The organism is Micrococcus sp. 140720015-1, assembly GCF_053627595.1.
On the sequence record NZ_JBSEYC010000008.1, the window covers coordinates 1 to 21,846 of the forward strand.

Sequence of the window (21,846 nt, forward strand, 5' to 3'; positions counted from 1 at the left end):
GCCGGAGGTCCTCTTGCAGGGCGCGCATCGTCGCGGAGACCTCGGGCGTGTAGAAGACGGTCCGGGCGCGGTGGGCCGCGGCATAGATCTTGGTGTCGTCTTCACTGCGTGCGGCCCACCTGGCGATGAACGGGCCGATGCTGTCCCAGTGCGCGTAGCGGCGCGCTGAGAGGGTCTTGCCGACGCCGGCGGGCCCGAAGCAGACGCCGATGGTGTTCTGCTTCCGGACCGCGTCGGCAAACTCTGCGAACCGGCGGTGCTCCTTGGTGACGATGAACTGGCTCGTCATGACCGGTCCTCCTCGTAGGTCTTCAGTCGCGGCCGATCCGTCTCGACGGCTGCCGGTGTGGTGGTGTCGTCGAGTTTGGGATTGACGATCGCGATGCGTTCGTGGATCTGCCCGCGTAAAGCCCGGCGGTGAGCGTTCCTGGCGGCTTGGATCTGCTTGAGGCTGATCGTCTCGGTCTGGTGCTCGGTGCTGATCGCGGTGCAGAGGAACACGTCGCGGTGGAAGACGCGGATCTCGGTGACGTCGCGTGGGTCGTACCGGACACTCACGGTGCTACCGACGAACGGCGCGAGAGTGGCCGCGGTGTAGCGGAGGCCCTCGAAGTGGATGCCATCGCGCTGCACGACCCGCGTCGTGGGGACGGTGAGCAGGAACCCGTCGAGCTGTTCAAGGGACTCCGGGAGCCGTGGCAGCCACCCGTCTGCAATCCACGCGTGCAGTGGGCTCGTCCGGAGCTCGCGGTGGGTGCGGGCGTTGTAGCTGCGGATGAACGTGCTGATGGCACTGTCGACGCCGCCGAGATCCAGCGCCGGCGTCGGCGCCGAGGATCCGGCTGCGAAATGGCCGGGGAGCGTTGGGAGCAGTTCGGTGTTGATCGTGCCGAAGAACCGCTCGATCTTCCCGCGCCCCTGGGGCCGGGCGACCTGCGAGTGGATGATGCGGAGGTGCAGCACAGCGGCGGTGTCGCCGAGACGATGGCTGGTGAAGTCGGACCCGTGGTCCGTGTAGAGCACGTCCGGGATCCCGCAGACGGGCCAGTCCGGTTCCGGCTTGTGCCAGATCGCTTGGCGCAGCGCGAGCGCGGTGTTCGCCGCTGACGGGGCACCGAGGAACACCATGTACCCGCAGATCGCGCGGGAGTAGTCGTCGAGGATCACCGTCAACCACGGCCGTGCGGGCTTGCCGTTGGGCCCGACGATGAGCAGGTCAAGCATCGTGTGGTCCGCCTGCCAGATCGCGTTCGGGCGGTCCGCGCGACGTCGGAGCAGCAGCTCGTGTTTGTCACGGTATGACGCTGGCCCCTCGAGTGCGAGCGTCACCATTCCGGGATCGAGCCCGTTCACGATCGACCGCACGGCGGAGTACGACGGCGACGGCAGTCCCCGTTCAGCGCAGTGGACGCCAACCTGACGGTGAATGGTGGCGATCGACGGCCGCGGCTTGGTGAGCGCAAGCCCTTCGACCAGGCGGACGAGTTCCGGTGCTGTGCGTCGGACGCCATGGTCGGCGCGAGCGTCGTCGGCGAGGGCGGCGTATCCGCCTGTCCGGTAGCGGGCGAGCCAGCGTTGCAGGGTGCGCTCGGTGACGCCCGTGCTGCGGGCCAGAGTGGCAAGCGGGATTGCGTCCTCGACGTGCAGTCGAAGGATTCGCCACCGCTCGCTCGCGTCCATGACCGGCTACATCGTCGGTGAGGGCTTTGCGCGTCGGCGGGCGACGGGTTCGGCGTGCTTCGCGAGCGTCCGGTAGATGGTGGTGCGGCTGACGCCGAGGACATCGCCGATCTGCGCGACGGTCATGTCCTGCTGTTCGTAGAGCCGGCGTGCGGTGCGCACCTGGTCCGCGGAGAGCCGAGATGGTCGGCCGCCGGTTCTGCCGCGGGCTCGGGCGGCGGCGAGGCCGGCGTTGGTGCGTTCCTTGATGAGGTCCCGTTCGAACTCCGCCAGCGCAGCGAAGACGTGGAACACAAGCCGGCCACCGGGTGAGGTGGTGTCAATGGTCTCCTGCAGCGACCGGAACCCGATGCCGCGTTCGGCGAGTGCGTGCAGCTGGTCGATGAGGTGCCGGATGGATCGACCGAGCCGGTCGAGTCGCCAGACGACGAGAGTGTCGCCGGGGCGGAGCTGGTCGAGGAGCTTGTCGAGCTCGGGCCGGTGTTGCAGCGACCCGGACATGGTGTCGACGAACACGCGGTAGCAGCCGGCGGCGCCCAGCGCGTCGATCTGTAGCGACGCGTCCTGGTCGGTGGTGGACACGCGCGCGTACCCGAGGAGGTGACCCATGGAGAGAACGTAGCGAAACTCGACCAGGAGGGGTAGTGGCGGCACGTAGATTCCGGGATTGGGTTCCGTTACAAGACACGCCGCCTCACACGCTGCCGAACCGTCGGCACGGGCAGTTGTAGCGGAGTCGTTCGTATTTGCTACAGCCGGTGAGTCAGCGCCGCGAGCCGGAGCGCTTGGACGGAACGTCGTTGTTGTTCCGCGCGATGGCGGCCGTTGGCCGGAGAGGGGTGTGGTGCCGCGATGACGGGTACGAGTCGGGGGTGCTCGTCCAGGGTGAGGTGCCGCATGACTCCGTTGAGGGCGGCGGTACCGTACGTGACGATGGCATCGAGCACGGGGAGCACCTTGAGCAGAGTTTCGAGGGCGTGTCGCCCCTCGTCGATGTCCACAGGTCGGACGCGGCCGAGAATCTCCCACGGGATGAGGTTCCAGCGGAGGTAGTCGTTGCGTGCGAGTCCGGACTCGATGCGGGCTGCGCGGAACGCGGCCGCGGTCGGGCCCGGGTTGTCCTCGCTGCAGATCGCCGTGTGCGCTGCGGCGATCGTCTGGGGGCCGGGCGACTGCATGAGGACCAGGACGCGGCTGGATGTGCCGCCGGATCTCGGGTCGAAGTTCGGGACGAACCGCCGTGAACCGTCGGGTGCGGTGCGCCATGCCTCGGCGAGGGCGTTCAGGGATCGAACGTCCGCGACCTCGTCCGCGAGTTCGTCGGGGGTGCTCATGCCGGCTGTGGTGGTGCGAGGAGTGTGCCGCGGATGACGGAGCCGTGGAAGGTGCGGACGGCAACGGTGATCCACGCGGCGACGAGGCCCACGTAGTAGACGACTGCGAGGACGGCGACGACGGTGAGTCCGGAGTGCAGGGCCAGGCCGTTCAGGCCGGTGACGCAGGTGCCGACGGGGAACGTGAATGACCACCAGGTCAGGCTGAACAGCAGGTGTTCGCGGGCGGTGCGGATGGTGATGGCGAGGGCGATGACGGTCCACAGCAGCGCGAAGCCGAGCATCGCGAACCCGTACACCAGCGCCACGACCAGCAGTGCGTGGGCGGTCGACGCGTCGACGACGGCGGGGGCGTTCGATGCGAGGAGGTTTACCGCGGTGATGGACTGTCCGACCGGTCCGAGGACGATCCACAGGGTCGGCACCATACCGGCGGCACCGACCTTGTGTTGCGCGAGACGGTTCCAGATCAGCGTAATGACGACCAGGGACGTGATGAGGCTGAGGCCGAAGAAGCCGTAGCAGGACCACAGCAGGGTCTCCCGTGCCTGCCCGGCGGGGGCATACGGCAGGAGGAGCGCACCGGTCGAGGCGGACACCATCGGCGGGACGATCGGCATCAGCCAGCCGCCGAACGCGGATTCGGGCGTGTTCTCGTGGCGGGTGAACGCCAGGTACGGCACCAGGACCGCGGTGAGCAGGCCGCCGATGGTGCCGATGGTCCAGAGGACCCAGTCGACGGTGACGGCGGCGGGGAGGCCGATCCAGTCCTTGCCGAGGAGGATCGTGCCGGCGCCGACGGTGAGGAACGCCATGGGCGGTGCGCCGTAGAAGTGGGAAATCACCGGGTTGAGGTGGTGCTTCGCTGCGGTGCTCCGGTAGCGGACCCAGTGCAGGACCGTCGCGATGGTGAGGGCGACGAGCAGGACCGCCGCGATCGCCCAGACGACCGTCGCCGCCGTGCGCAGACCGGGGAACTGCAGCGGTAACGACGCGGCCGCGACGGCGACGATCCCGGTCCCCATGATCGACGCGAACCAGTTCGGGGTCAGGTTCGACACGATCAGGCCGGGCCGCTCCAGCTCCCGGAACAGCCGCCGGTCGCGCACACCGTGCTCAGAGGCTGCGGGTGCGTGGGCGAGGTGAGCGGACATGCACCCATCGTGCGCGTGTGCCCCGTGGTTCGGGAACGGCGGACTCGTTGGCAGGGCACAATGGTTGCTTGTGGCACTGCGGCGGTTGACGGACCGGATCCTGGACCTCGACACCCTCGAGGTCCTCGTCCGCGTCGCGGAGACCGGGTCGTTGACCCGCGCGGCCGAGGTGTTGGGGGTGACACAGCAGGCGGTGTCTGCGCGCTTGCGTGCCGCGGAGCAGGCGACCGGTCAGCCGCTGGCGCACCGGACGGCATCCGGGACCGCGCTGACCGACGCCGGCCGGGTGGTGCTCGGTCTCGCCGTCCCGGTGTTGGAGGCCTCCCGGCGGCTTGAAGCAGGCGTCGCCGCGCTGCGGGAACCGGCGGGATCCCTCGTGATCGCAGCGTCGCAGACGATCGCCGAACTCCTGCTGCCCGGATGGCTGCTCACCCACCGTGCTGCCACGCCGGATGCGTCGGTGCGTTTGATCGCGGGGAACTCCGCCGACGTGACCGACCTCGTCCGTTCCGGCGCTGCCGACGTCGGGTTCACGGAGACTCCTGCTGCGCCGATTGGCCTCTCATCGTTGGTGGTCGATGAGGACGAACTCGTGGTCGTCGTCGCCCCGCACCATCCTTGGGCAAGCGCTTCGGCCATCACCTCGGATGACCTCGCGGAGACACCCCTGCTGCTCCGTGAGGAAGGGTCCGGCACCCGCTCCACGGTCGAAGCGTGGCTCGACGACGCGGGTCTGACCCTGGTCCCGCCGGCTGCAGTGCTGGAAACGACTGGCATCATCCGCGCCAACGCTCGAGCGGGCATCGCGCCCGCGGTGATGAGTCTCCGCACCGTCGACACTGACCTCGAAGACGGTGCCCTCGTCCGGGCGCTACTGCTCGGCCCGCCACTGATCCGGCCGCTGCGAGCGATCTGGTCAGGCCGCCCGGGGCCCGCTGTGACGGCGTTCCTGGACACTGCTCGCAGCTCGAGTACCGGTGGTCAGATCAGTCCGTAGGGCAGCTCCGGGTGCTGCTCGGCGATCTCGGTGAGCCGGTTGTACTTCGCGACGCGTTCCCCGCGGCCGGGTGCGCCGGACTTGATCTGCCCGGTGCCGGTCCCGACAACGAGGTCCGCGATGAACGTGTCCGTGGTCTCCCCAGAACGGTGGGAGACCATGCTGGCCATCCCGATGCTCTTGGCGGTGGCGATCGCGCCGAGGGTCTGGGAGACGGTCCCGATCTGGTTCGGCTTGATCAGTGCCGCGTTCGTCAGCTGCTGCTCGCCGCCGTCGCGGATCCGCTGTGGGTCGGTGACGTAGAGGTCGTCGCCGACGATCTGGATCCGGTCGCCGAGCGCCGCTTGCATGCGGCGGAACCCCTCATGGTCGTCTTCCGCGAACGCGTCTTCGATGCTCCGGATCGGATACGTGTCGATGAGGTGCCGGTAGTAGTCGACCAGCCCGTCCCGGTCGAGGCTGTCGTTGAGCACCCGGTAGGAGCCGTCGCCCTGGGAGAACTCGTTCGCGGCCGGATCGAGCGCGATCGCCACCTGATCGACGCCCGGCTCGTAGCCGGCGGTACGGATCGCGTCGACGAGCAGGTCGAGCGCTTCCTCGGGCGCAGCGATCGACGGTGCGAAACCGCCCTCGTCGCCGAGGCCGAGGCTGCCGAACCGGTCCCGAACCAGCGCCGCGAGAGCGTGGTACACGTCTGCGCCGATTCGGACGGCGTCTGCCATCGAGCCTGCGTTGACGGGAGCGATCATGAACTCCTGGAAGTCCAGCTCGTTCGCTGCGTGCGCGCCGCCGTTGAGGACGTTGAAGTGCGGGACCGGCATCCGCGGCGTCGAGCCGGTGATCTCAGCGATCCACTGCCAGAGCGGGAGGTCCGCGGCATGGGCGAGGGCCCTGGATGCGGCGATCGAGGTGGCGACAACGCTGTTCGCGCCGAGCCGGCGGTACCCGGTGGTGCCGTCGAGTTCGGCAAGGGCGGCGTCGATCTGCCCGATCGCCGACCACGACCGGCCGGTGAGGAGCCCTGAGATGTCGGTGTCGATCAGGTGGAGCGCCTGGGTGACGTCGCGGCCGCCGAACGCGGAACCGCCGTCGCGGAGCTCGACGGCTTCGTGGGCGCCGGTGGATGCGCCCGCGGGGGCGTCCCCGGTGACGGTGCGGCCGTCGTCGAGCTCGAGGGACACGCGGACGGTCGGGTAGCCGCGGGAGTCGAGGATGCGGGCGCCGTGGACGGCGTCGATGGTGACGGGGTGGTCGTGGTGGGTGACGTACTCACCCTGATGGGCTCCGTGGTGGTGGATGCCGCTGATGTAGTCGTTCATGGTGACGCTCCTTCGGTTCGGTTCGGGTCATGCGTCGAGCTGGTCTGTGGTTGGAAGGGGAAGCCGCGGGGAGGCGGAGGGACGACCTGCTGGCGATCACTCAGCGCCAGTGCCTCCCCGCGGCAGTCTGTGGACCCGTGGGTCACGGGTGTCGGGTGTGGGCGTTCTGTGCGGTGCGGATGACGGCTTCGGCAGCAGCACGGTCGGCCCACCCGTTGGTGGTGACGTGCTTGCCGTGCTCGATCTCCTTGTAGTGGGCGAAGAAGTGCTCGATCTCCGCCAGCGTGTGTTCCGGCACATCGGTGATGTCCCGCAGCTGCGCGAAGCGGTCGTCGCCAGCGGGAACGGTGAGGATCTTGTCGTCGCCGCCGTTCTCGTCGACCATGCGCAGCATCCCGACCGGCCGGACCGTGATGACGACGCCGGGGAACGTGGGACGGGGCAGGAGCACCAGGGCGTCGAGGGGGTCGCCGTCATCGCCGAGGGTGTTGTCGATGGAGCCGTAGTCCTGGGGGAACACCATGCTGGTGAACACCGCCCGGTCGAGCCGGATCCGGCCGGTGGTGTGGTCGACCTCGTACTTGTTGCCGCTGCCGCGGGGAATCTCGATCGTGACGTCGAACAGCATGGGTACCTCCGGTGCTGGAGCGGGTGGGTGGTCAGTGAGTGGGGTGGTCACAGGGTGCCGCCGAGGAGGATGCCGGCGGTCGCGGCGGCGACGGAGACGACGAGCATTCCGAGACCGTTGATCGCGGCGGCGGTGATCCGTCCGCTGCGGGCGAGGCGGACGGTTTCGAAGCTGGCGGTGCTGAACGTGGTGTAGCCGCCCATCACCCCGGTGCCGAGGACCGCGACCGGCACCGCGCCGAGGTGCGTGGCGGCGCCGACGATGATCCCCAGCAGCAGCGACCCGGTGATGTTGATCGTCAGCGTGCCGACGGGGAGCCGGAACTCCCGGCCGGTGTTGATCAGCCCGTCGAGGAGGAACCGACCGGCAGCGCCGGCACCGCCACCGAGGGCGACGACGACGATGAGGGCGGCGTTCATGCTTCCTCCGTTCGGGGACGGAACCAGCCGGCGACGACGAGACCGCAGGCGGTCGCGATCGCGCCGGATAGGACAGTGAGGAGCGCGTAGCCGGTGCCAGCGAGGCCGTGGCCGTCGAGGAACAGGGCGGCGGTGGACTCGGCGAGGGTGCTGTAGGTGGTGAACCCGCCGAGGACCCCTGTCCCGAGGAGCAGCCGCAGCACCCTCCGGCGACCGGCATCGGGCCCACGGTGCGCGAGCGCTTCCAACAGCACACCGAGGGCCAGCGCCCCGGTGATGTTGATCCAGAAGATCGACCAACTCACCCCGCCATCGGCAGGGAGCACGCTACTGATGACGTCGCGGAGGGCAGTACCGCCGGCCCCACCGACGGCGACGAGGCCGACGTACCGCCACCGCAGATGCACCGGCCGCATGGTCGTTGCCGGGTCGGAGACGTCGACGTCCGGGTCGGGAGGGAGCTGGTCGTCGGGCATCGGGGTGTCCGTTCGGGTGGTCATGTTCCGCCTTCTGCCGCGACCAGCGCCGCGGCGTGCTGTGCTGCTACCGGATCCAGGAACGCCCCACCCCGCGGGACGAGAGCACCCGTCGGGGCGAGGTGGTACTGCACGGGTTGCCCGGTCGGCAGGTTGAGCTGCTCGAGCTCCGGGTCGGTGAGGTCGTCGATGCATGCGCAGAGTGCGCGGAGCGAGTTCCCGTGCGCGACGACGAGGACGCTCCGCCCTGACCGCACCATCGGCAGGAGCCGGTCGTGCAAGACGGGGCGGACCCGCTTGATGACGTCCGAGAGTGCCTCGGTGCGTCGGAGGGCGCCGTCGGGCAGGCCGCGCAGCGCGGAGCTCGACCGCAGTTCCTCCCACAGGTGCAGCGACATCGGTGGCGGTGTGCCGGTACGGGACCTGCGGAGCCGCACGTACTCGTCGTCACCGAGCATCCGACGGGCGTCGGTCTTCGTCATCCCGGTCAGGGCACCGTAGTTGCGTTCGTTGAGCTGCCACACCGCTTCCGTGGGCAGCTGTGTCCCGAGGGCGTCGCAGACCAGTTCGGCGGTGCGGACGGCACGGCGCAATGTGGAGGTGACCACGACGTCCGGCGTGATGTGGTTCGACCGGAGGAGCTGTCCGGCTGCGGATGCTTGCCGTTCGCCGCGGTGCGTGAGCGGGACGTCGAGGAGCCCGGTGAAGGTGCCGGCTTCGTTCGCGGTGCTCTCCCCATGCCGCAGGAGCGTCAGCATGCCCGTCACGGGGCTTCCGACGGGAGGAGGACGGTGGCGCCGACCGGGTCGTGCGGGACGACCAGTATCGGCCGGTGCTGCTGATGCGTCAGGTGCGCGGCGACGGACCCGGTGAGCAGTTCCGCTATCCGGCGTCGGCCAGCCTGGGATCCGACGACGATCATCACCGCGTCACGTTCCTCAGCCACCGCAGCGAGTGCGTGACTCGGGTCCCCGACGCGGGAGACGAAGTCCACGTCGACCGATCGCGCCGCAGCAAGATCTCTGATGACCCGCATGTCTTCGTCGGGGAGCTGCTGCGGGTCGCTGTCCGCCGTGTCCGGGTCGATCGGTTCGATGATCTCCGACCCGTCCGCACGCACCCCCGCTGACAGCAGCGCCGGATCGACGACCACACACACCAGGCGGGCGCTGAAGCGTTCAGCGACGGCAGCCGCGACACCGACGACGTCGTGCCCCTGCCCGGACTGCACACCGACCACGACAACACCGGCAGTGTTCGACTCGACCATGACATCTCCCTACCTCAGGCGCACAGAAGCGCAACCAGCTGAGATAGGGACTGTTGTCGACGAGTGTCGAGGTTGGGTCCGGCAAGCCCCACTGCCGGGTCCGAAGACACCACCAGTATGCACCCACCACCCCATGCCCGCACCGACGATCTTCCGCACCTCGAGAACCGGTCCGCTTCGTGACGCGGGACGACAGGGAGAGAAGCTTGAAGGACGACACAGAGCGAAGCTGTTCACATTTTCGGACCCGTTGGACACATCTGGCGGAGGCTCTAAGACGTGGTTGGACAGACGGTGGCCTATGTGCGGGTGAGCTCGGCCGAGCAGAACCTGGATCGTCAGCTCGAGACGGTGGGGGAGTGTGACCGCATCTTCCAGGACAAGATCAGCGGCAGCTCCCGCGCCAAGCGCGCGGGCCTGGCCGAGCTGATTGGGTACGTCCGGGAAGGGGACCTGGTGAAGGTCGCCTCCATGGACCGGCTCGGCCGTGACACCCGGGACCTGTACGCCATCGTGGACGAGCTCACGAACAAAGGATGCGCGGTGCAGTTCGTGGCCGAGCGGATCACCGTGGACAAGTCCGGCACATCCCCGGTGGACGGACTCATGCTGGGGATCCTGGCTGCGTTCGCTGAGTTCGAGCGACGGCGGATCAAGGAACGCCAGGCTGAGGGCATCGCCCTGGCCAAGGCCCGCGGCAAGTACGTGCAGGCCCCGAAGCTCTCGGACACCGATGTGGAGCAGGCGCGGGTGATGATTCAGATGGGGATCCCGAAGGCGGAGGTGGCGCGCACGTTCGGGGTGAGCCGGCAGACGCTGTACACCTCGCTGGCTCGGGGTGTGGAGACGGGGGGCTGAGCCTGGCCTGGAAGAGGGTTGCGATTTTTTCGTTTCGTCTCCCATACTGCTTGCATGACCACCACGCTCAACGACAAGCACACGGTGATGCCTCCCACGGACCTGGAGGAGATGCTCGATTTGAGCAGGTTCCTGGGGGGCTTGACGCAGCCGGCCGCCCTGCTGGGACCTGACGGGCAGACCGTTCCTCTTCCGCTGGAGGCGTTCAACGTCCTGCGCGACGTGGTCGAGGCCATGCGGGTGGGCAAGGCCATCACCGTGGCCCCGGTCGATCAGATGCTCACCACTCAGGAGGCGGCCAACTTCCTGGGCATCAGCCGTCCCACGCTCGTGAAGCTGCTGGAGAGTGGGCAGCTCCCCTACGAGTTGCCCTCCGGGGGACGCCACCGGCGGCTGCGCCTGCAGGACGTGGTGGAGTACCAGGAACGGAAGCGCCGGGATCGTCGTGCTGCCCTGCAGGAGCTCGCGGGCTCGGCCTCGGAGGCGGGGTTGTACGCCGAGGACGCGGATCGCTACCGGGACGCGCTCCGGCAGGCGCGCCGCGACCTGGGGCAGGAGGCCGAGTAGTGGCGCGCTTCAGTGCCGTGCTCGACGCCTGCGTGCTGGTGCCCATCGCGCAGGCGGACACTCTGCTCTCCCTGGCAGACGCCGGCCTCTACCGGCCGTTGTGGAGTGAGCGGATCCTCGAGGAAACCATCCGTGCGCTGGAGACGATCCATCCGGACATGAAGGAGTCCGGGGCGGCCCGTCACCGCGCTGCCGTGATGAACGAAGCGTTCGACGATGCCTGCGTGGAAGGGTGGGAGGAGCTTCTGAGCGCGATCAGCCTGCCTGATGAGAACGACCGGCACGTGGTGGCCGCGGCGATCCAGGGGCGCGCGGATTTGATCGTGACGGCCAACCTCAAGGACTTCCCGACGGAGGTGCTGGGGCGGTTCAACCTGGAGGCCCAGCACCCGGACGAGTTCTTCGTGAACCAGCTCGACCTAGACCCCGCTGAGGTGATGCGTTCCTTGCAGGTGCAGGCATCGGCCACCCGCAACCCGGCTCTCACCGTGGCGGACATCCTCGCGAGCTTGGAGCGGTGCGACGCTTGGAGGTTTGCCGAGGCGGCCCGAGCTCAGACCTGGCGGCTGGAGAGCTCGCAGGTGGGAGGCGGAGGAGTCGCAGGCGGGGTTGCCCCACTGAGCAGTGCCGACCGATGAAGATTATACTTCAGTTTTCATCAAATTATGATCATTGGTGCTTCTCTTCTGGACTTGTCGAGGCGGCCATGCTTTACTGTCTGCGTGGATCGAGCCGAAGAAGCAGCCCAGGGCGCCTTGCACGCCATCACTATCGCCTGCACCGAGAGCGGCCTTACTGACGCCTTGCGCGGGCTGGTGCAGGAGGTCTACTCGATCAACCTCGCTCGATACGAGCCTGACGAGCTCGGTGACACTGCGAGGTCCCTCGGCTTCCAGGGCCACGAGAACATGACGGAGCGGGCCCTGCGGCGATTCCGCCACGATGACCGTGAGCGCGCCGACACTCACTGGAGCATTGACGGGCTTCATGTGGCTACTCCGCGGAACGTCCTCACCTTCGAGCTCGCGGGCGCGAGCTTTTTGACGATGAAGGTCCCACCTGCGCAGCGGCGTACTCCTGACTGGGAGGGTGGCATCGACTGGAGGCAGAAGAGTAACGCCCGGTTGGCGTTCGCCACCGAGAACTCGGAAGTTCTGAAGCACAGGACCCCTGCCACCGGCATGGTGCCTCTCTTCTCATTCTCTGGTGCCCCCGGAATTGTGCGGAAGTTCATGTTCCTCTGGGCAGGGGAAGCCAGCACCGGGCTGACCGCGGGCTGGCTGGCCGTTCCCGTGCTCGGTGAGAGGCCCTTCCTCGCCCATCAGAGGCTCTGGTGGGACACCGACCTCGACACGCAGGCCACGCCGACGCCCATGGCTGATCGTGGCCCGAACTTCGATGAGAGACCCGCAGCAGCCCTGTCGATGGCCCTCAAGCGGCGGCCTCAGGAAGGCCAGGCGTGACCCGACCTTCGCATCTCTCCGCTGCGGGTACGGACTTCGATGGCACTCGGCTCACTGTGGCTAGAAGGCTGCGCCGGAAGACCAAGGCGACTCTCGCCCGGGAAGTGGGAGTCACCCCCACGGCCATCGGGCAGTTCGAGAAGAACCTCTCGAAGCCGACTCAAGGCGTCCTGGCCCGGCTTTGCTTGCAACTGGGCCTGCCTCGGGAGTTCTTTGGCGCCGGACGACCTCTTGCGCTCTTGCCTGCGTCCGGGGCCCACTTCCGCTCGTTGCGCTCTACGTCTGCGGCGTCCAGGGAGCAGGCGCTGGCCTATGGCGAGCTGTGCCTGGAGCTGGTTGACCTGGTGGGTGCCTACGTCGACCTTCCTTCGGTGTCGCTGCCCGAACTGGAGCTACCCGAGGAGCTGACCGATGAGGCCATTGTTGAGGCGGCTCGGCTTACTCGTGCGGCGTGGGGCATCGCCCCTGGCCCTGTGCCATCGGTCGTCCAGGCTCTGGAAGCGCATGGAATCATCGCCTTGCGGTTGCCGACGGAGACGGATGCGGCTGTGGACGCGTTCTCGACATACTCCGGAGCAAGACCACTGGTTTTCCTCTCCCCGACCAAGGATGACAAAGCTCGTAGTCGGTTCGACGCGGCCCATGAGTTGGGCCATCTGGTTCTGCACCCCGACACGGAGCCTGGGTCGAAGCTAGTGGAGCAGCAGGCTCACCAGTTCGCCGCTGAGTTCCTCATGCCTCGAGACGAGATCGTTGAAGACCTGCCCCGGCGTATCAACTGGCCGGCGTTCCATGAGCTCAAGCGCCACTGGGGGGTCAGTCTGCGTGCCCTGGTTTACCGTGCTCACTCGCTGGGGCGGCTCTCCGAGGCCTCGTATCGACGTGCCAACCAGCAACTCTCCGTTTGGGGGCATCCCGAGCCCGGGCCTCTCGGCCCGGCAGAATCGCCGCAGGTGCTCGAGATCGCTCGGCAGCTGATCACTGATGGCGGGTACGACTTCGAGGCCATCATGGCCGCTGGCCGTATCGCTCCCGAGGTTACTGAAGCGGTCATGGATGCTGCCTCGACTGTGCGGCCGAAGTTGCAGTTCGTCGTCTGAGAGGGGCAGACCTCTACTCCGGCGCCGGTGCTTCTATTCCATCCGCCGTATAGGGCGTTGCTACGAGGTCAGCTCCGCATATCGGGTGAAGAGCAGCTCCTGACGTTCTAGCTCGGTACGGCACCGGCGGGGTGCTCCCATGATCTTGTCCATCACCGTGTCCAACCCGTCGTGGGCCCTCACCAGGACCGGGTCCATGCTCAGAGGTGCGTAGTGCTGAGCCAGGGATCGCTCGGGGTGGAGAGCCCGGGCTTCGAGGACGTTCTGGCCGGCCTTGGCCAGAGAGGCCCGGTCCTTGTTGGTCAGAGCAGGCAGGGGGAAACCGTTCCAGGTAATCGTGCTGGAGAAGGACAGGTCGGACTTCATACGTCCGCCGACGGTCTTCATCCAGGTGATGAACATCGAGGAGGAGGCCACGGCGAAGACGATGCCGTCGGGGTCCACGGCACCGTAGACCTTGTTGGAGATGATGACGTCGGGCTCGAAGTGGGCCACGGGCAGGTAGGCGCGCCCCTCACTGCTGACTTCTGGGATCCCGACGAAGGGCACATCGGAGACGAGGCCGCGCTGGCGGAACAGGTGGGGGAAGCGCGCCCAGTCCCGGGTGGAGGCGGCCTTGGACTTGGCCCGTTCGGCGGCGACACCCTCGAGGCGGCGCTTGAGCTCGGGGGAGTGGGAGGGCGCATCCGGGTCCATATCGGTCAGCCAGAGGCACCAGCGTTGCTGGCCGCGGATCAACTCGACCGCGCCGACGTAAGGGCGCACGTAGGGGGCCATCACGGGATCGGCCATCACGGCCTGGTACTGCTCTGCGGTGACGATGAGGTTGCCGGCATCGGCAGGCTTGGATCCGTAGGTGACCTCCGGAAGGTCGGGGGCGAGGGGGGTGCTTCGCTTGTCCACGAGGACGTTGGGTCCGTCCACCAGGTAGGCGTTGATCGTCTTCACCCCGGGCACCTCGCGGGCTTCACCGCGTGCATGCTCGTACTTGAACAGGCGCGCCTTGGCATTGGGGTCGCGGGTGAAGCCGATGATCACGCAGTGCACCGCGGCCTTGCCGGGGGCTTGAGAGTCCCACGCGAAGGTGCGGTGGGCGAACTTGATCCGCCAGCCGGCGGCGAAGATCGGGGCGAACAAGCGGGCTGGCTGGTCCCCCTGAACGATCGAGTTTGTGGTCACGAACGCCCACTCCCCATCCCGCTCAGCCAGCAGGCGCAGGGTCAGTGCGTGCCAGGAGGTCACGAAGTCCAGGCGGGAGAGCTGCTTGCCTTCTCCCCAGGCCGCCTGCATTAGCGCCAGCTGGGCAGCCGTGCGGGTGTGGTCACCTAGGAACGGGGGGTTGCCGAACACGAACGTGCGCCCGGCCGGGGCGGGGAGGGCCTGAGACCAGTCGAGGGTGAGCGCGTCGTGTTGGTAGATCGTGGCGGTGATCTTGATCGGCAGGCGTACCGGGGCCTGGCCGAGCGCGGCGGCCAGCTGCCGGTTGGCCTGGTGGTCCACGAGGAACATGGCGGTCTCGGCGATCTTGGCCGGCCACCAGTTGATCTCGATTCCGTAGAACCGGTCGATGTGGATCCGCTGGTCCAAGCTCACGTCTAGGGACAGGTCCTGGGACCCGGTGCGGCGGCGCTGGTCGGCCAGCAGGTCCGTCTCGATCTCGCGCAGCTTGGCGTAGGCCAGGTTCAAGAAGTTGCCGGCTCCGCAGGCCGGGTCGACGTAGATGTTGGCGGCCATCTCCTCGATCAGCCCGATCACCTCACGCCGGGTGGTGGTCTTGTTCTGGATGAGTCGGTCCGCTCGGGCGCGGTACTCGTCCAGGAAGAGCGGGCCGATGGTCTTGAGGATGTTCTCCTCGGAGGTGTAGTGCTCTCCGTCCCCGCGGCGGGCCTGCTTGGACTTGACCAGTTGGAACATGGAGCCGAATACGGCCGGGGAGATCTGGGTCCACCGGAACCGGCAGGCGGCCACGAGCGCGTCCCGGAAGTTGTTGGTGAGGAACCCGGCGGTGGAGGTGCCGTCGAAGATGCCGCCGTTGACGTAGGGGAAGCGGGCCAGGGAGTCCGGCACGCCGCGGCGCCGGTTCTCGGGGGTGTTGAGCACGCGGAAGAGCGCGTCGAGCTGGGGGCCGAGGTTGTCGGCGGTGGTGTCCCACTCCACCCAACGCTGGAACAGGTCGGCCTCCCACAGGCCGGCGTCGTCTCCGTAGAGCAGGAACAGCAGCCGGGTGAGCAGGATCGAGGCCTGCTGGGTGGCGAACTCCTCCTCTTCGGCGTCCTCGGGGGCCTCCTCGCCCACGGGTACGTCCACCTCGTCCCCGACGAGGGCGGTGAACATGGAGGCCATCAGCTGCGCGGCCGCGATGGAGGCCTCTTGTTCCTCGGCCTTGGTCACGGTGTCCCGGCCAGCCAGGAACATCAGCTCGTCCACGTGATCGGCGGCGTCCTGCACCGCGAACTCGGACACCCAGCCGGCCTCGCCCAGACGTTCGACACGGATGCGGGCGAAGTCGGTGACGAGCACGTACTTGGGCCACTCGTGCTGACCGATGGACCCGCCGGCCAGGTAGTCCAACGCCTGGGCGTGGGCGACATCGAGGTCGGCGTCCAGGGACTTGGCCTCGCCCAGGGCGACGCCGGACCAGAAGAAGTCGATGTAGCCGGCCCCACCGGTGGAGGCGCGCGCGGCCCCGCGCTCGAACAGGTCGATGCGCTCGGGGATCACCCCGAAAGCGCGCAGCAGGTCGGACCAGAACTGCTGGGCGAAGGACTTCTCCGTGTGGGTTTGTCCATCGGTCCGCCAGCGGTCGATGCGCTGACCCCAGGCATGTCCGAAGTCGTCCAGGGCTGCGCGGATGACGCCGCGATCTGCAAGTTGCTCCACAGGAGCAAGATACCGGGGGTGCCATGAACGCCCGCTCGAGATTCTTACTCCACTCCCGAGTGGGTCATTGTCCGTCTGGACCTGCTGGCTGAGTACATCGAACGATCGCAAGGGGTCTGTCGCCCTCCACCTGCTCTACAGCCCAGCGGCGCGACTCTTCTGCCCCTGCCTCACTCACCATGGGTCCCTCACCTTTCCACGCCGACGGATCCATGGTGAGCACACCCCCGGCCCCGCTGGGCAGGTGCCCTACGGCACCCGTTCAGCCAAGGCCCTGACCACCTCAGCGAGGTGCACACCCTCCCCTAAGCAACCGAGCGCAGCGAGGACATCAGCCCCCATGTTCACGCGTCACACCCACCCCGCCGATACGACGCCCGCAGACTCTCGGGGTGCCCACGCGCCGAGCGCGTGGGCACCCCGAGAACGACCACGGTAAGATCAACCCCAAGAATCAAGAGAATCAAGGCACATATGCTACGAACGTCGTTCGTAGGGACTCTGGTCAGGTACGGAGGTGGTCAGGTGCGTGGTGGTGCGGTGTTCTTCCGGGGTTCCTCTGGTGCTGCCGCACGCGCTTATCTGGCCACTGACCGGACAGCGACGGCTGATGACTACTACCTGGAGAAGGGCGAGCTGACGGCGTCGCGGTTCGTGTTCGATGGGGCCGGCGAGATGGTCGATTCGGGCACGTTGAACGCTGAGGCTTACCAGGGGTGGGTGGAGTGGGTGGACCCGTCCACGGGGGAGGTGCGGGGGTCGCGTCGGGAGAACTCGGTGCTGTTCTTGGACAAGGTCATCAACGTGGACAAGACCCTCTCGGTGGCGGCCGTGCTGGACCTGCGGATCGCGCAGCAGTTGGACGCGGCGTTAGAGCAGATGGCGCACGAGCTGATGGCCTACGCCGCCTCCGAGATGCACACCCGGGTCGGCCCGCGTGGCGGGCAGGTGTGGGTGCCCGTGGAGAAGCTCGAGGCGGTGACGGTGGCGCACCGGACGTCGCGGGAGGGGGACCCGCACCGGCACCTGCATCTGCAGTTCCTGAACCGGGTGTGGGCTGCCGGGGCGTGGCGTGCGTTGGACACCGCGGAGTTCGTCAAGCACAACGCGGCGATGAACCGGTTGGGGGAGGCGGTGTTGGCCTCACATGCCGGGTTGCAGGACGCTCTGGCGCAGGCCGGGTTGAGCTTCGACCCGGCCACCGGGGCCGTGGTCGAGCTGGCCGAGGCGGCGGAGGTGATGAGCAAGCGGGCCGGACAGATCGCGGAGCGTCGGGCGCAGCTGGTCGCGCAGTGGGAGGCCGAGCATCCGGGGCAGACGCCGGGGGAGCAGATTCTGGAGGGGCTGGATCATCTGGCGTGGGCGCAGACCCGTCGGGAGAAGGTCCCCGGCGAGCTGCCGGATGAGGACAAGTGGCGGGCCGAGATCGCCGCGACCGGGTTCGTGATGCCTTCAGGGCCGCGTGAGCGTGCGGTGGTGTCCTGGTCGCAGGTGGACAAGTCGGCCCTGATCCGGGCCGCGGTGGAGCAGCTGGAGACGTCGCGGTCGGCGTGGTCGGTGGCGGATGTGTCGGCGGCAGTCTCGGCGGAGTTCAGCCGGACCGGTGTGACGGATTACCCGCGCCCGGTGGGGGAGCTGGTGCGGGAGGCCACCGAGGCGCTCGTGGCGGGCCGGTGCACGTCGATCGCCCCGGACGTGGACCCGTGGACGGCTCCGCACCATCTGAAGGTGCTCACCACGGACCAGGTCATCGAGGCCGAGCGCACCCTGCAGGGGCTGCTGCTGGCCAAGGCGTTGGAGCCGGTCACCGAGCAGGTGGCCGTGGCCGGCCGAACCTACGAGCTGGGGGCGCACCAGGACATGGACCAGGGGTTGCTGGAGCGCATCTTCGCTGAGTCCACCTCCACGGACCCAGATGGTCAGCCTGTGTCTCTGCCTGAGGGGGTCGGGCATCGGGATGCGTTGGCGGCGATCTCGGGCACGCACCAGTTGGTGGTGGTCACCGGGGCGGCAGGGTCGGGCAAGACCACCTTGTTGAAGGCCGCCAAGCATGTGGGGGCGGTCAAGGGTGTGGAGCAGGTGATAGTGACCCCTACGGCGAAGGCCGCTGAGGTGGCCGCCGCCGAGACCGGATCCAGTGCCAGCACCGTGCATGCGCTGTTGCGGGCTTATGGGTACCGGTGGGAGACCGACAAGGCCACGGGGGTGACCCGGTGGCAGCGCCTTAACCCGGGTGAGGGCGACTACCAGGGTGTGCCCGAGGGGCGCCGGCTGGGCCCGGGCGTGCAGGTGGTGGTGGATGAGACCGGGATGCTCTCCCAGGACGTGGCCGCCCGCCTGTTCACGGTGCTGCACGAGACGGGGGCGCGGGCCGTGCTCACCGGTGACTACCAGCAGCTGGGCGCGGTGGGCCGTGGCGGGGTGCTGCAGATGGCCGAGCACGCCACGGAGGCGTCCGTGGACCTGGACACCGTGCACCGGTTCCTCAACCCGGTCTACGCGTCGCTGTCCTTGGCGATGCGTGCCCGGCAGGCCCCGGGTGAGCAGTTCGACCTGTTGGTGGAGATGGGTCTGGTGCAGGTCCACGCCAGTCAGGAGGAGGCAAATCAGGCCCTGGCGAAGGCGTGGGTACACGGTGCTCGTGAGGGTGCGCCCCCGTTGATCTGCGCGGCGACGAACGAGAACGCCCAGCAGATCAACACGGCCATCCAGCAGCACCACACCAGCACCGGCCCCGAGGCCGGTTCTGGCCTCCTGGTGGGCATGGATGGTCTGCCCATGAGTGAGGGCGCTCGGATCATGACCCGCCGCAACGACGCCCTGCTGGGGGTGCTGAACCGGCAGGTGTGGACCATCCGGAAGATCGGCCCCACGCACACGAAGATCCAGGACCCTGACGGTGGGCACCGCACCCTGCACGTGCCCAACGAGTACCTGACCGAGCACGCGCATCTGGGGTGGGCGCTCACCGCGCACGGGGCCCAGGGGGCCACCGTGGGCCAGGCGCACACATTGGTTGACGAGCACACCGACGCTGCCGGCCTCTACGTCGGGCTCACCCGTGGCCGGGAGTCCAATGTGGCGCACTTCGTGGCCGAGGACCTGGCGGAGGCTCGGGCGCAGTATGTGGCGGCGATGGGTCGGGACGGGGCCGATCACGGCCTGGACGCAGCCCGCCAAGCCCTGGCCGCGCAGCTGGAGGGCATGAACCTGCCCGGCCGGCAGGCCCCGGTGCAGCCGGTGCTCAAGAGTGCTGCGCAGTTGCGCCCGGGGGACCAGATCCAGGACGGTGGGCAGCTGTTGACCGTGGTCGCCGTCCACGGGCAGAAGGTGACGATGCGCCCGTCCCAGGATCCGGGATCTGGTGTGCGCACGGGCACGCTCAAGGCTGGGGCGCAGGTGCAGGTGTGGCCTGCGGCCACGACGTTCCCGGCACCGAAGGGCCAACGTGATCAGACGTTGATGGGGCTGGGGATGCAGTTGCGCAAGGCCGAACGGGTGGCCGCGGCGTTGACCCCGTGGAACACGCATCGTGAACAGGTGGGCGCCTGGGTGGCCGCGCACCCGCAAGCCTGCGAGCTCGCTGACACCCTGGACGTGCTGGATGAGCGCTTGACCCAAGCCCGGCAGCAGGTGCACGAGGCACACCAGCAGATGCACGAGCAGCACCAGGCCCAGACCCGGCAGCTGCGAGCCGAAATGGAGCAAGCCAAGACCCGGGCGCAGAGCGCAGGGTTCTTCCAGCGCCGCTCAGCACGGGCTGAGCTGGAGCGGGCCCGAGCCGCGCTGTTTGAGCATCAGTGGAGGACCAGGGCCACTCTCCCCCCGGAAGCCACCGTGGAGTTGGAACGCCTGACCCAGACCAGGGAAGAAGTCTTCGCCCAGTACCAGGGCCTGGCAGAGGACTTCGTCACGCAGCTGCCGGCCCCACAGCGTCCTCCTGGAGGGTTGGGGGTGCAGGTGCACACCGAGCCGGTGTCCGTGTGGCGGCACCTGGAGCGTCAACCGGTCACCGCGACCGCGGACACGGCCGCCCGCGCCGAGGAGTACCAGAAGCAGGCCGAGCAGCTGCAGCGCCGGCGGGACTGGTTCGCCCAGGAGACCCCGGAAGTGAATGCGTCCCTGTGGGGTCAGGTCAAGGCCCCCACCCGGGCACCGGGGCCGGCTGGGGCAGCCCATCTGGTCCCCCAGCGTGAGCGAGACACGGGGCTGGAACGCTGAGGAATCTGCCGCCCTCCGGCCGGGCGTAGGCCGCCCTGCCTCCGGTTGCCATGGGAAGAGCCGGGGTGCCTTCCAGCCAGGCAGGGAGAGGCAGCCCCACGTGAGCGAAGACCCCACGACATGCCCTTAGACAGCAGAATGCCCCACGACCGCCAAGACGTGGGGCATACTGACAAAGTCCAAACAACTTCATACCCGAGCTTAGCGCACCGCCAACTTTCGCGCACGGCTCCACGCGGCGATTGTGCTCACTCCCGCGTCACCAACGAGAAGCACGCGGCCTCACCCGCCGTATTCGCCCGTCAGAGGGGCTGTCCTTCTACGAGCTGATGTGCCGCCAGGTGCTCCCACGATCCGTGAGGACGTGGGGCGAAGGAGTGCCGAACCTGGGGCCGAACGTGCCGCCCGCCATGAGACCTGACCCGGGCCAAGAGCCATCAGCACACGCCGCCACTGCACGCGAGTAATGCCGCGCGCCTCCAATGCATACGCATACCCATACGCACACTGCGGGCTGAACCATCACCCCAGCGTCACCGGAGCCTCTAGTCCCCACCACGATCCGCCCTTTTGGGCCTATCAGGGGACCGGAGGCACGCCGCGCCGCTCCCCCCGCTCCTACAGGCTGGCAGGTCCGGGCAGGGTGTTCCACCAGTCCCCGAGCCCTCTCCCCGGCTCGTAGCCCCGACCAGGCAGAATCCGAGCACAACAAGCCCGAACGGCCCGCAGAGCCCCCAGGACAGGAGCCGGACATGACCAGTCAGTAGCTACCCCGCCAGGATGTGATCGGCTACGCCAGAGTCCTCATTAAGGTCCAGGCGCGGTTCGGTGTGCACCCCTCCCTCTTTATCGGGTACCCGATATTCTGTGAGTGGACGAAAGAGGTGCCCCATGACCCTGACCCTGATCCCCCCGAGCACTCCTGACGAGGCCACCCAGCAGCTTGCACAGCTCCAGGGCACCACCGTCGCCCTTGCCGTGCTGCGTCGGGTGCAGCTCGTCAAGGCCGCCGAGGCGGGAGTGACCCAGCAGCAGCTTGCCGGTGCGCTCGGCCGAGCCCAGTCGAGCATCAGCGAATACCTCGCCCGTGCCCGCACGAGCCTGGCCGATAGGCCCGCTACGCATCCGCTGTGGCCGGCCGAAGTCATCGACCTCTACGCGGCGGGCCTTCTGCCCCGTGACGAAGTGCTCTCCTACCTCGCCAGTTACCCCTACATCGACCCCGCACCCACCGATGACCCGGCCTACACCGTGACCCGGCCCGGTGAGTTCGGGGAGGTCGCAGCAGCGAACTGGAGCGGCAAGCTCTCCGACGCCGACTACGCGGACCTCTACGACCTTCTGCACGCAGACGACCAGCTGAACTCGATCGGGTCGATCAACTTCCCCGGTCAGTGCACCTAATGGGCGGCTCTGAAGGCTTCGGTAGTTCCGTGAGGACTCTTTCCACTCTTGGTTAGTGCGAGTGGGCACCAAGAAA

At 68.0% G+C, this 21,846-nt stretch carries 20 protein-coding genes; 8 read left to right on the top strand and 12 right to left on the bottom strand.

All coding sequences use genetic code 11. The annotated features are described in order from the left end of the window. The 5 genes from ACUXPL_RS11785 to ACUXPL_RS11805 all read right to left on the bottom strand — a co-directional run. Window positions 1–289, bottom strand: a 289-nt coding sequence (locus ACUXPL_RS11785; RefSeq protein WP_454184019.1) for an AAA family ATPase, incomplete at its 3' end; no start/stop codon positions are given. Further along, window positions 286–1,680 (bottom strand): Mu transposase C-terminal domain-containing protein, encoded by a 1,395-nt coding sequence (locus ACUXPL_RS11790; protein ID WP_002857201.1) that lies wholly within the window; start codon window positions 1,678–1,680, stop codon window positions 286–288. The genes ACUXPL_RS11785 and ACUXPL_RS11790, both read right to left, overlap by 4 nt. Window positions 1,681–1,686: 6 nt before the next feature. Further along, a complete protein-coding gene (locus ACUXPL_RS11795) occupies window positions 1,687–2,289 on the bottom strand; it encodes a recombinase family protein (protein ID WP_002857200.1) in 603 nt (200 codons plus the stop codon). 140 nt (window positions 2,290–2,429) lie between these two features. Continuing rightward, window positions 2,430–3,014 carry a uracil-DNA glycosylase family protein gene (locus tag ACUXPL_RS11800; RefSeq protein WP_002854173.1) on the bottom strand — a complete coding sequence of 195 codons (585 nt, stop codon included), beginning with the start codon at window positions 3,012–3,014 and terminating at the stop codon, window positions 2,430–2,432. Further along, window positions 3,011–4,168 carry a TDT family transporter gene (locus tag ACUXPL_RS11805; RefSeq protein WP_002854171.1) on the bottom strand — a complete coding sequence of 386 codons (1,158 nt, stop codon included), beginning with the start codon at window positions 4,166–4,168 and terminating at the stop codon, window positions 3,011–3,013. Before ACUXPL_RS11805 ends, ACUXPL_RS11800 begins: the two co-directional genes overlap by 4 nt. 70 nt (window positions 4,169–4,238) lie before the next feature. Between ACUXPL_RS11805 and ACUXPL_RS11810 the strand changes: the two genes are divergently transcribed. After that, window positions 4,239–5,165 (top strand): LysR family transcriptional regulator, encoded by a 927-nt coding sequence (locus ACUXPL_RS11810; protein WP_002854169.1) that lies wholly within the window; start codon window positions 4,239–4,241, stop codon window positions 5,163–5,165. On the opposite strand, the gene eno is transcribed toward ACUXPL_RS11810, so the two are convergent. From eno to ACUXPL_RS11840, 6 genes are all read right to left on the bottom strand, one after another. Beyond that, window positions 5,150–6,484, bottom strand: coding sequence for a phosphopyruvate hydratase (gene eno / locus ACUXPL_RS11815; RefSeq protein WP_002854168.1), 1,335 nt, complete (start codon window positions 6,482–6,484; stop codon window positions 5,150–5,152). The genes ACUXPL_RS11810 and eno overlap by 16 nt on opposite strands. 142 nt (window positions 6,485–6,626) lie before the next feature. Then, window positions 6,627–7,112, bottom strand: a complete 486-nt coding sequence (locus ACUXPL_RS11820) for an inorganic diphosphatase (protein WP_002854167.1) — start codon at window positions 7,110–7,112, stop codon at window positions 6,627–6,629. 47 nt (window positions 7,113–7,159) lie between these two features. Next, a complete protein-coding gene (locus ACUXPL_RS11825) occupies window positions 7,160–7,531 on the bottom strand; it encodes a fluoride efflux transporter FluC (protein WP_002854166.1) in 372 nt (123 codons plus the stop codon). Then, a complete protein-coding gene (locus ACUXPL_RS11830; RefSeq protein ID WP_002854165.1) occupies window positions 7,528–8,031 on the bottom strand; it encodes a fluoride efflux transporter FluC in 504 nt (167 codons plus the stop codon). Before ACUXPL_RS11830 ends, ACUXPL_RS11825 begins: the two co-directional genes overlap by 4 nt. Beyond that, on the bottom strand, window positions 8,028–8,765 hold the full coding sequence (locus ACUXPL_RS11835) for a 2,3-bisphosphoglycerate-dependent phosphoglycerate mutase (protein ID WP_063718739.1): 738 nt from the start codon (window positions 8,763–8,765) through the stop codon (window positions 8,028–8,030). Before ACUXPL_RS11835 ends, ACUXPL_RS11830 begins: the two co-directional genes overlap by 4 nt. Before the next feature lie 5 nt (window positions 8,766–8,770). Then, a complete protein-coding gene (locus ACUXPL_RS11840) occupies window positions 8,771–9,277 on the bottom strand; it encodes a universal stress protein (protein WP_002854163.1) in 507 nt (168 codons plus the stop codon). Window positions 9,278–9,556: 279 nt separating this feature from the next. Between ACUXPL_RS11840 and ACUXPL_RS11845 the strand changes: the two genes are divergently transcribed. From ACUXPL_RS11845 to ACUXPL_RS11865, 5 genes are all read left to right on the top strand, one after another. Continuing rightward, window positions 9,557–10,135, top strand: coding sequence for a recombinase family protein (locus tag ACUXPL_RS11845; protein ID WP_049147406.1), 579 nt, complete (start codon window positions 9,557–9,559; stop codon window positions 10,133–10,135). A 54-nt stretch (window positions 10,136–10,189) separates the two neighbouring features. Continuing rightward, the gene (locus ACUXPL_RS11850; protein ID WP_002854161.1) at window positions 10,190–10,702 is read left to right on the top strand and encodes a helix-turn-helix domain-containing protein; all 513 of its coding nucleotides are present in this window, start codon (window positions 10,190–10,192) and stop codon (window positions 10,700–10,702) included. Further along, on the top strand, window positions 10,702–11,340 hold the full coding sequence (locus ACUXPL_RS11855) for a PIN domain-containing protein (RefSeq protein WP_002854160.1): 639 nt from the start codon (window positions 10,702–10,704) through the stop codon (window positions 11,338–11,340). Before ACUXPL_RS11850 ends, ACUXPL_RS11855 begins: the two co-directional genes overlap by 1 nt. 84 nt (window positions 11,341–11,424) lie before the next feature. Continuing rightward, window positions 11,425–12,165, top strand: a complete 741-nt coding sequence (locus ACUXPL_RS11860) for a hypothetical protein (RefSeq protein ID WP_002854159.1) — start codon at window positions 11,425–11,427, stop codon at window positions 12,163–12,165. Beyond that, window positions 12,162–13,265, top strand: coding sequence for an XRE family transcriptional regulator (locus tag ACUXPL_RS11865; RefSeq protein ID WP_454184021.1), 1,104 nt, complete (start codon window positions 12,162–12,164; stop codon window positions 13,263–13,265). Before ACUXPL_RS11860 ends, ACUXPL_RS11865 begins: the two co-directional genes overlap by 4 nt. 60 nt (window positions 13,266–13,325) lie before the next feature. On the opposite strand, the gene ACUXPL_RS11870 is transcribed toward ACUXPL_RS11865, so the two are convergent. Next, window positions 13,326–16,145 carry a DNA methyltransferase gene (locus ACUXPL_RS11870; protein ID WP_002857219.1) on the bottom strand — a complete coding sequence of 940 codons (2,820 nt, stop codon included), beginning with the start codon at window positions 16,143–16,145 and terminating at the stop codon, window positions 13,326–13,328. Window positions 16,146–16,619: 474 nt separating this feature from the next. On the opposite strand from ACUXPL_RS11870, the gene mobF reads away from it, so the two are divergent. Together mobF and ACUXPL_RS11880 are read left to right on the top strand one after the other, a co-directional pair. Further along, complete coding sequence (gene mobF, locus ACUXPL_RS11875) at window positions 16,620–20,366, top strand: MobF family relaxase (protein WP_080556415.1); 3,747 nt, start codon at window positions 16,620–16,622, stop codon at window positions 20,364–20,366. An 891-nt stretch (window positions 20,367–21,257) separates the two neighbouring features. After that, on the top strand, window positions 21,258–21,770 hold the full coding sequence (locus tag ACUXPL_RS11880; RefSeq protein ID WP_002857217.1) for a COG3415 family protein: 513 nt from the start codon (window positions 21,258–21,260) through the stop codon (window positions 21,768–21,770). Window positions 21,771–21,846: the final 76 nt, after the last annotated feature.